The organism is Sphingopyxis sp. NFH-91 (genome assembly GCF_021401285.1).
Lineage (GTDB): Bacteria > Pseudomonadota > Alphaproteobacteria > Sphingomonadales > Sphingomonadaceae > Sphingopyxis > Sphingopyxis terrae_A.
Window position 1 is genome coordinate 231140 of the sequence record NZ_JACBGA010000007.1, and the last position, 9444, is coordinate 240583.

The window sequence follows — 9444 nt, forward strand, 5'->3', positions numbered from 1 at the left end:
CCGGCGATGACGACACCGACGAAAGCTGCGCCGCGCCGATGGGTCGTCACCGGGGCATCGCGAGGCTTGGGCCTGGCGATTGCCCGGCTGGCGGCCGGCAAGGGTGATCGCGTAGCGCTGGTAGCGCGCGGCGCCGATATCGAAGCCCGGGCGAAAGCGATCGGCAAGGCCGCGATCGGGGTGGCTGCCGACGTGACCGATCCGGCATCGGTCACGGATTGCTGTGCGGAAATTGCCAAGCGGTGGGGCGGGATCGATGTCCTGATCAACAACGCCGGCCTGCATCGCGGCGGACTGATCGGTTCGCTGGCGCAGGGCGATTGGCAGGCGGTGCTCGATACCAACCTTTCGGGGCCGCTCAACTTCGTGCGCGGTGCCTTGCCGCATATGGGCGCAGGCGGATCGATAGTGAACATCGGCGCGGTCGTCGGCCTGCGCGGCTTTGCCGGCGACGCCGCCTATGGCGCGTCAAAGGCGGGACTGGCCGGGCTGACGCAAGTGCTGGCGGTCGAACTCGCGCGGCGTGGGATCCGTGTCAATTATGTCATTCCGGGTTTTACCGCGACCGAGATGACCGCGGGCATTTCGGCGCGCGCCAAGGCCAAGCTGGTCGCCAGCATCCCGCTCGGCCGCGAAGGCACCGCCGAGGAACTCGCCGACGTCGTCTGGTGGGTCGCGGGGTCGCCCTACATGACCGGATCAATCATCTCGAACGACGGCGGACTTCTGTGCAGGTTGTAAGCGATCCGGCCGAGCGGCTTTCCCGCTGGTTGGAGCGTGAAGCCGGAATTTCCGAAGCACGGATCGTTCGGCGGCTGACGGGCGGCAATGCCAATGTGACCAGTCTGGTCGAAACCGCGCAAGGACCAATGGTGCTTCGCCATCCGCCCGCGGATACCGTGTCGGACCTGGCGGCTGCAGGCATTGCGCGCGAGTATCGAGTTACCTCGGCAATCGCCGGCAGGGCGCCAGTTGCGGAACCGATCCTCTTTTGCGACGATCCGGCGGTGCTCGGCGCGCCCTTTTCGCTGACCCGGTTTGTCGGCGGCACGGCGATCACCGACGCCCTGCCGCCCGCCTATCCCGACACCGTCGCGACGCGCGATACGATCGGCCACGCCCTCATCGACGCGCTGGCGAGCGTCCATGCGATCGCGCCGGTGCCCGCCGGTCTGGGCGACATCGAAAAGGCGCGAAACTTCGTGGTCCGTCAAATCGAGCGGTGGCGGGCGGTGCGATCCGCCCATGCCGTCCGCGACCTTCCGCTGATCGAGGCGATCGGCGCCTGGCTAGCGGAGAACGCTCCGGAGCCGGAAGCAGTGCGCATCGTTCATTGCGATTATCACCTCGACAACCTTCTGTTGGCCCCCGATGCACCGGAAGTGCGGGCGATTCTCGATTGGGAGATGGCGACGCTCGCCGATCCAATGGTCGATGTCGGGCTGGTCACCGCGATGTGGAACCGCGACGAACGTCTGCCGCTCGGCTTCGCCTTCGTCCAGCGCGTGTCGAACCTTTCCGGCGTGGTGACGGGTTCGCAGCTGGCGCAGCGCTGGTCGAATGCGACCGGGCTGTCGATCGACCATCTGGGATATTTCCAGGCATTCGCGCTTTGGCGGCTCGCCGCGATCGTCGAAGGCGCTTATGGACTGTTTCGGCAGGGTCAGGTCGATGGCTCCTATGAGCGCGGATTGGAGAAGGACGTTCCTGCATTGCTGGAAGCCGCACGGCGGATCGCCGCGGCTGAGGGGATGGCGTGATGGACGCGACCATGATGCACGAGCCGCTGGGCACTGCGACGATCATGGCGCATGGCGAGCGGATTCACGCAAACAGCCGCATCGGACTGTTCGATGGCGAACAGGTGACATGGCGCAGTTATGCCGAGACCGCCGAACGCGCGCGCCGGCTGGCGGCGGCGTTGCAGGCCGCAGGCGTCGGGCCGAACACCCGCGTCGCGACGCTCAGCTGGAATGATTTTGCGCATTTCGAGGCCTATCTGGCCGTTCCCGCGATGGGGGCGGTCCTGCACACGCTCAACCTGCGCCTGCATCCCGATCAGCTGCGTTATATCATCGCCGATGCCGAGGACGCGTTTCTGATCGCCGACGGTTCGCTGCTGGCGGGACTGCTGCCGCAAATGAACGCGTCGGACAAGCTAGTGCGTATCATCGTCACCGGCGATACGACTGGACTCGCGGAGTTGGAAAAACCCTGGACGCCTTATGAGGCCTTCGTTGCCGAGCACGCGCCGCTTGCCGATTTTCCGGTTCCCGATGAAGCCGCCGCTGCGGCGACCTGCTATACATCAGGAACGACAGGCGATCCCAAGGGGGTCGTCTATTCGCATCGCACCATTTTCCTGCACAGTATGGCGTCGATGGCGGCCAATGCCTTTGCGCTTCGCGAGAGCGATACGATTCTGCTGCTGCCGCCGATGTTTCACGCCAATGCGTGGGGCCTGCCCTTTTCTGGCTGGCTCGCCGGGGCTGACTTCGTGCTGCCGGGCCCCCATTTGCAGCCCGAGGCGATCCGCGCGATGATCCGCGCGACCGCGCCGACCTTTACCGCGACCGTTCCCACGATCCTCAACGACCTGCTGCTCGCCGATGCGAGCGATCCGGTCGATATGACCAGCTTTCGGGTTATCGTGGCTGGCGGATCGGCGGTGTCGGAGGGGCTGATCCGCGATGTCGAGCGCCGCTGGGCTATCCCGTTGATCCAGGGTTGGGGCATGACCGAAACCAGCCCGCTGTGTGTGCTGTCGCATCCGCCCGCCGATGCTCCGCCCGACGAGGCACGCCGCCTGCGCGCCAAAAGTGGGCGTCCGGTGGCGGGGGTCCGGGTGCGGCTGGTCGACGACGCAGGCCAACCGGTTTCCGAGGACGGCCGGAGCGTCGGTCGACTGCAGTTGCGCGGGGCGTGGATCGCGCGCGGTTATCACCGCGGCGCCGGTGCAGGCGTCCTGACCGGCGACGGCTGGCTCGACACCGGCGATGCCGGGACGATCGACGAACGTGGTTATGTCCAGGTCACCGACCGGCTGAAGGATTTGATCAAATCGGGTGGCGAATGGATTCCGTCGGCCGAGCTCGAGAACCATGTCGCGAGCCTGCCCGGGGTCGATCTGGCCGCGGTGATCGGCATTGCCGACCCACGCTGGGAGGAGCGGCCGCTGGCAATCGTCACCACTATCGACGGCACCCGTCCCGATTTTGCGGGTCTGCGATCGGCGTTGCAGGGCCGGGTCGCGCGCTTCTGGATTCCCGAATATTGGGCGCATGCCGACAGGCTACCATTGACCAGCGTCGGCAAGATTGACAAGCAGGCCCTGCGTGCCGCGGTCGCAAACGGCCGGACGGGTTTTGAAAGGGTTGACGAATTTTCATGAACGCACCGTCTTCGATGAAAGGCAAGGCGTCGCTGCGCGAAGTGACCAGCCATCGCGTCGAGCCCGTCAAGGGACGCGCCAAGCCGCGCGCCAGTCGCCGCACCCAGGCGGAGCGCACTGCGCTGTCCGATGCGCGCATGTTCGATGCCGCGATGCAATTGATCATCGAACAAGGAACCCACGCGACGACGTTGAAGGCGGTCGGCGAACGCGCCGGCTATTCGCGCGGACTGGCATCGAGCCGTTTCGGTTCGAAGGATGCACTGTTCGGGCAACTGGTGTTGCACTTCAACACCGGCTGGACGCAGGAGCTGGCGAACAAGGTGGGCACCCGCGGCGGCGCGCAGGCGTGTCTGGCGGCCTTGCGCGCGGTCGAGGGCTTTCTGGCAAGCCATTCGGGTTACATGCAGGCGATGTACATCCTGTGGTTTGAATCGATCAGCTCGCACAATGATGTGCGCGACCATCTTGCAGCGTATCACGAAATTTATCGCCGCGACGTGGCGCATTGGGTGAAGGAAGGTATCGCAAGCGGCGAGATCGACCCGTCGGTCGATGCCGAATGCTATGCTTTCGGCTTTTGCAGTTTCATCTTCGGGACGATTTATCAGTGGCTGGTCGCACCCGGCAGCGTCGATCTGCCTAAACAGTTCGAAGCGTTCCGCCGCTCCACCGCCAAGGCCTTTGGCATCGCATATTGATTCGCTTGGCGAATCTCATTTAAATTAATAAAATCAAGATAATAACCAACCAGTTTTACGCTTGATATTTCATTTGCTAGACGCTAGCAAATAAATGAGACGGATGCCGATGGCGGCGCCGGTTTATTGGGAGAGTTGGCTTGGCCCGGGCTGTCGATCTGGTGCCGTTGCAGAGCATGGTAAGCCATTCGCTCGCGCGTGCGACGCGCGCCGCTCGATGCAGGCAGCGCTATCATATCGCCCGAAAGCGGCCCCTATGACGCCTGTCCAGCGCCTCGATACGACCTCGATGCGGCCGGTACTCGATGGCGTGCGGGTCATCGAATTGGCGGGCATCGGTCCTGCCCCCTTTTGCGGCATGATGCTCGCCGACCATGGTGCCGAGGTCATTCGTATCGATCGCCCCGGCGGCAGCGACCCGCTGGCCCAGGATCAGGGTCGAGACGTGCTGCTGCGCTCGCGGCGCTCGATCACCCTCGACCTCAAGCAGCCCGAGGCGGTCGAGATCGTTTCCCGGCTGGCCGAAACCGCCGACGGCCTGATCGAGGGGTTCCGGCCAGGCGTGGCAGAGCGGCTGGGACTTGGTCCCGATATATTGATGCAGCGCAATCCGGCGCTCGTCTATGGCCGGATGACCGGGTGGGGGCAGGAAGGCCCGTTGTCCGACATGGCAGGACACGACCTCAATTACATCTCGCTCAACGGCTGCCTCGGCGCGCTGGGCAGCGAGGGCGAGCCGCCGCCGCCGCCGCTGAACCTGATCGGCGATTATGGCGGCGGGGGGATGATGCTCGCCTTCGGGTTCGTCGCGGCGCTGCTGGCGGCGCGGCAGAGCGGCAGGGGACGTGTGATCGATTGCAGCATGGCCGAAGGATCGGCGGCGCTGATGGCGGGAATGTGGTCGCTCGCCCATAACGGGATGTGGGACGAGGGGCGCGGCCGGAACCTGCTCGACGGCGGAGCCCCCTTCTATGCCTGCTATGCTTGCGCCGACGGGAAGTTTGTCGCGGTCGGCGCGATCGAGACACAATTTTACGCGCGGTTGATTGACGCGCTGGGGCTTACGGGCGACCCCCTGTTCGCGGCGCAGCACGACCAGAGCCGCTGGCCGGCGATGAAGGCGCGGCTGGCAGAGATTTTTGCCTCGGCACCCCGGGCTGCCTGGACGGACAAATTGCAGTTGCGCGATTGCTGCTACACCGAAGTGCTGACCATGGCCGAAGCCCCGACGCACGCGCACAACCGGGCGCGGGGCAGCTATCTGGAGGCCGACGGGCGGCTGCAGCCGCATCCGGCGCCGCGTTTCGGCGACACCGAGGTCGTCGTGCCGACGATGTGGCGGCGTGATTCGGCGCGAAGCGAGATTCTGGCCGAGATCGGGGTCGCCGACCCCGATCGGGTGGCGGTGCGACAGGAACCCTGAGGCAAAATGACGAGCGTCGGACAAGGCGCCGTCGGATGATTGGAGAGAGTGATGACGACGACGAACGCCGATACAAGCCTGGCCACCCGAAATCGCGACGACCGAGAGGCGTTCGATTATGATGCGATCGTCATCGGTGCCGGCTTTGCCGGACTGGCGCTGATCCATTACCTCCGCGAGATCGGGCTGAATATCCGCGTGTTCGACCGTGCGTCCGATATAGGCGGCACCTGGGCCTGGAACCGCTATCCGGGCGCTGCGACCGACAGCGAAAGCTATTATTACTGCCTGACCTTCTCGCCAGAATTGTTGCAGGAATGGTCGTGGTCCAAGCGCTATCCAGGCCGCGAGGAAACGCAAAATTACATGCGCTTCGTCGCCGACAGGTGTGACATGTGGCCGCACATCCAGTTGAACACCGAAATTGTCGAAGCCGAATATGAGGCCTCGCACGGGTGCTGGCGGGTCACGACGGGCGACGGTGACGTCTATACGTGCAAATATTTCATCAGCGGTATGGGGATGATCTCGGAACCGATGATTCCGAAAATCCCAGGGATGGATCGCTTTCAAGGACCGATCTTTCATTCCTCGCGCTGGCCGCAAGAGGGGCTCGATTATGCGGGCAAAAAGGTTGGCATCATCGGTGCGGGCGCGACCACCGTCCAGATGCTACCGGTCGTTGCGGAAACCGCAGCAAGCGTGACGGTGTTCCAACGCACGCCCAACTACGTCCTGCCCGCGATGCAGAAAGAGATGACTGCCGAGTGGGAGAAGGAGATCAAGGATAATTACCCGGCGATCGTGGCCAAGTGCCGCAACCATGTCTTCGGCATGGCCTTTGACAGTCCGGTCGGGCGCAACGTCCTGGATACTCCGCCAGAGGAACGGCAGCGGATTTTCGAGGAAAACTGGACCGGTAGTTTCCGCTGGGTGTTCGAAACCTTCGACGATCTGCTTGCCAGCCCCGAAGCCAACCGGATCGCAGGCGATTTCATCGCTGCCAAGATGCGCGAGCGGGTCAAGGATCCCGCGATCGCCGACCTGCTGACGCCAAGCTTTGACGATTATCCGTTGTTCGCCAAGCGCCCGCCGCTCGACCATGGCTATTTCGAAGCCTTCAACCGCGATAATGTCCATCTGGTCGATATCAAGAAGCGCGAGCCTCTGGTCGAGATTACCGAGACGGGGGTGCGCACTACGCTTGCCGATTATGAATTCGACATCATCGTGCTGGCGACCGGCTTCAAGGCCTATACCGGCGCGCTGGAAGCGTTTCCCATCCGCGGCGAAGGAGGGCAGACGCTGCGGGAAAAATGGCAGGTCGAATCCTCGTCGATCATGGGGGTATGCGTCGCCGGCTTCCCCAACATGTTCGTCGTCACTGGTCCGCAGGCGCCATTCGCCAACCTGCCGACCTCAATCGAGCAGAATGCCATCTGGATCTCGCGCTGCATCGCCAAGATGGAAAATGAAGGGTTCGATATCTTCGAACCACGCGAAGCTGCGGAACGCGAATGGACCGCGGCGACCGCGAATATCCATGGCCAGACACTGATGGCCGAAGGCGACAAGGTCAATTCATGGATGATGGGCGCCAATCGCGACGACAAGGGTGCACGCGTGCTGATCTATTTCGGCGGCGCCAACCTATATTATGACGCGCTCGATCAGTCGGCGGCCGAGGGTTTCCCGGAGTTGGAGTTCAGAAGTCGCGCCTAGGCGGCGCGGGCAAATTTGAAACAGTATTCGGCGGTGGCGAGATGGAACGCTCCGTGAGGCAGTCACGCATTGGCCGCTTGAAGTTGATTGAAGCTATCGGCGATCGCCCGCCAACGCTCGACGTCCAAGATGTCGCGCGTCATGGCCGAGACATGCACCCGCTCGGCGATGAACTGTGGCCTGCGCGCCCACGTGCTCCTTCTCGGCGTGGAGCGCACAGGCCTACAGTTCATACTCGGGCGATATCACTCGCAACCGATGCCGTCGCCATCGCGATCGAGCCGCGGCGCATAGCCGGGATCGCCGATGCGAACAGGAGAAGCGCCAGCCGCGCGTGCTTCCCGGCAATTGCGAAAGGGCCGACTTCCGAAGGCCCGTTGCGGTTCGTCCGAGACAAAGCGCTGCGGCTGGAGCGCAAAGGGCTCGGGCTCGGCATAAGAGGCGCTGGGATCGTAATTGGCTGGCGCCTGGCCAACAAGAGCCTGGGGTGCCACGTATGCGCTGCGCTTCGGATCTTCACTCGACAGCTTGCCGGCAACGAACGCAAACAGCGCCACGAGCGCAATCGTTCCTATGTTGCTGTTGCCCCTCTTGCCCATGTCGGAAGACTGCCACGAAGGGGTTAAAGAGTCGATTCAGCCGACGAGCCGCCTTCAGACAGCGTAGGCGAGGTCCCGACTGCGGCGGTCGCGAGCGCCAGGCCGATAGCGACGGTGGCGCGATCCTTCATGGGCAGCGATGCCCCTGCCAATAGCGGTCCCACTTGGCAGCATATCCGTTCCGCACCATTGCGCACGAAAGATCCCCCGACTTCGGCGAAACGCAAAAGGCCGCTGTCCGGTTTCCCCCGGCGCCGCCCGCGGAGCGGCAGTGCATCGTCGGGCCGCTGACTTTCACATGGCCGGTTCGCAACTTGCCCTGCGGCGTGCCAACGAGCTCGGCGAGATGATCGCGGGCGGCAACGGGGTCGGCGGCCGGGCAGGGGTGGCCGGGACGGCATGAGCCGTCCATTTCGCGCGCCGCGATGCCCGACAGGCGAATGTGCGGCCCTTCGGCGCACCAGATCGGCCCGTCGCCATCCCAAACGGCCGTGGGCGTGCAATCGAAGGATTGGCCCGCAGGAACGACCGCGGCCGCGAGAACAAGCGCAATTATCATTTCGGCTCGCATCCTTCCGGCCAAGGCTCGTCAATGCCCCAGACATCGCACACGCCATGGCTTTGGGGCTTCACCTCGGTCGATATCACCATGCGGCTGCTCTCGTCCACGATCTCCACGAGCAAGGCCGCAAGCATGCCGGCAGCATAATCGTCGCTCCGTTGGGGCTCAGGGCGACCGCGACCATTCTTGCCCTGCCGCCTTGTCTTGATATTAATTCAGACGCTGTCCCGCAGTTGCTGGCAATCGATCCGGCGCATGTCAGGGCTCGACCAGGCCGGCGCGGCTGTTCCCGGCCTCCGGAGCTCACGCCGTTGACCGCGAACGCTGAAACATCCAATTCCGGTTCCGGTTGTCGTTGCCAATCGACCATATAATCCTGAATAAAAACCCGCACTTCGAAATCAATGAAGTGTGTGACCGGGTTCCGCTACGCATGTCCAGGCGAAAGCTAAAGGTAGCGGTATGCGCCCCGACGTGTATTTCCCTAGCTCGGTCGCTTTTTACGTGGATCCATGTTGCCAATAATAATTGAATTATAAGTTGGAAACGGCTTTCCGCAAAACATACTTTTCTCATGCGACTCATCTCGGTCGCAATGCTGAAAAGGAATGTGACATGAACACGCATGACGACATCATCGACCTCGGCGCCGCCCAGGACGAAACCCATGGCGCGCTGCCGGCGGGCCAGCCGGACGTGCAGCCTGGCGATCGCTTCATCCTTGGCGGTATCAGCGCCGACGATTGATCGATGCGTGGCGTGCGGTCTCGGCACTGCACGCCACTTTCGCTCGGATACTTTCTCATGGGAAAGCCTGCCTCCGCCGCAACGTACTGGTGCCGAACGGGCAATGGTTTCATATTTCTGGATTTGGCTTCAGATCGCTATTTCACACTTGAACCAAGCGCAGCGGATCGGTTCTCTCGGTCGTGTCCCAGGGGGTGGTGTAGGAACCGTCGATCCGCGGCAGGATCGGGTTCGGGTCAGGCAGCCAGTGCTGGCAGGCTGACTATGGGATTATGGGTCACCGAGCCGATTGTTTCCAG

9 protein-coding genes are annotated in these 9444 nt (G+C 63.2%); 7 read left to right on the forward strand and 2 right to left on the reverse strand.

Annotated elements, in window-relative coordinates; genetic code table 11:
* The first annotated feature begins 6 nt into the window (after positions 1-6).
* From L0963_RS16100 to L0963_RS16125, 6 genes are all read left to right on the forward strand, one after another.
* A complete protein-coding gene (locus L0963_RS16100) occupies positions 7-741 on the forward strand; it encodes an SDR family NAD(P)-dependent oxidoreductase (protein ID WP_186401523.1) in 735 nt (244 codons plus the stop codon).
* Entirely contained in the window at positions 729-1760 is a 1032-nt protein-coding gene (locus L0963_RS16105; protein WP_186401524.1) for a phosphotransferase family protein, read from the forward strand. Before L0963_RS16100 ends, L0963_RS16105 begins: the two co-directional genes overlap by 13 nt.
* Complete coding sequence (locus L0963_RS16110; RefSeq protein ID WP_234180499.1) at positions 1760-3391, forward strand: long-chain-fatty-acid--CoA ligase; 1632 nt, start codon at positions 1760-1762, stop codon at positions 3389-3391. The genes L0963_RS16105 and L0963_RS16110 overlap by 1 nt, the downstream gene beginning before the upstream one ends.
* Positions 3388-4092 (forward strand): TetR/AcrR family transcriptional regulator, encoded by a 705-nt coding sequence (locus tag L0963_RS16115; RefSeq protein ID WP_234180500.1) that lies wholly within the window; start codon positions 3388-3390, stop codon positions 4090-4092. The genes L0963_RS16110 and L0963_RS16115 overlap by 4 nt, the downstream gene beginning before the upstream one ends.
* Before the next feature lie 256 nt (positions 4093-4348).
* Complete coding sequence (locus L0963_RS16120; RefSeq protein ID WP_234180502.1) at positions 4349-5515, forward strand: CaiB/BaiF CoA transferase family protein; 1167 nt, start codon at positions 4349-4351, stop codon at positions 5513-5515.
* Positions 5516-5566: 51 nt separating this feature from the next.
* A complete protein-coding gene (locus tag L0963_RS16125; RefSeq protein ID WP_186401526.1) occupies positions 5567-7237 on the forward strand; it encodes a flavin-containing monooxygenase in 1671 nt (556 codons plus the stop codon).
* 245 nt (positions 7238-7482) lie between these two features.
* Here L0963_RS16125 and L0963_RS16130 read toward each other — a convergent pair whose 3' ends face one another.
* On the reverse strand, positions 7483-7794 hold the full coding sequence (locus L0963_RS16130; RefSeq protein ID WP_234180504.1) for an excalibur calcium-binding domain-containing protein: 312 nt from the start codon (positions 7792-7794) through the stop codon (positions 7483-7485).
* 169 nt (positions 7795-7963) lie between these two features.
* On the reverse strand, positions 7964-8395 hold the full coding sequence (locus L0963_RS16135; protein WP_062901475.1) for a thermonuclease family protein: 432 nt from the start codon (positions 8393-8395) through the stop codon (positions 7964-7966).
* Between the two features lie 618 nt (positions 8396-9013).
* Between L0963_RS16135 and L0963_RS19720 the strand changes: the two genes are divergently transcribed.
* Positions 9014-9145, forward strand: coding sequence for a hypothetical protein (locus L0963_RS19720; protein ID WP_267960734.1), 132 nt, complete (start codon positions 9014-9016; stop codon positions 9143-9145).
* Positions 9146-9444: the final 299 nt, after the last annotated feature.

Bases quoted from the DNA above. Each gene is read 5' to 3' on its own strand.
- L0963_RS16100 (WP_186401523.1), top strand. From the start codon at position 7: ATGACGACACCGACGAAAGCTGCGCCGCGCCGATGGGTCGTCACCGGG.
- L0963_RS16110 (WP_234180499.1), top strand. From the start codon at position 1,760: ATGGACGCGACCATGATGCACGAGCCGCTGGGCACTGCGACGATCATG.
- L0963_RS16115 (WP_234180500.1), top strand. From the start codon at position 3,388: ATGAACGCACCGTCTTCGATGAAAGGCAAGGCGTCGCTGCGCGAAGTG.
- L0963_RS16120 (WP_234180502.1), top strand. From the start codon at position 4,349: ATGACGCCTGTCCAGCGCCTCGATACGACCTCGATGCGGCCGGTACTC.
- L0963_RS16125 (WP_186401526.1), top strand. From the start codon at position 5,567: ATGACGACGACGAACGCCGATACAAGCCTGGCCACCCGAAATCGCGAC.
- L0963_RS16135 (WP_062901475.1), bottom strand. From the start codon at position 8,395: ATGATAATTGCGCTTGTTCTCGCGGCCGCGGTCGTTCCTGCGGGCCAA.
- L0963_RS19720 (WP_267960734.1), top strand. From the start codon at position 9,014: ATGAACACGCATGACGACATCATCGACCTCGGCGCCGCCCAGGACGAA.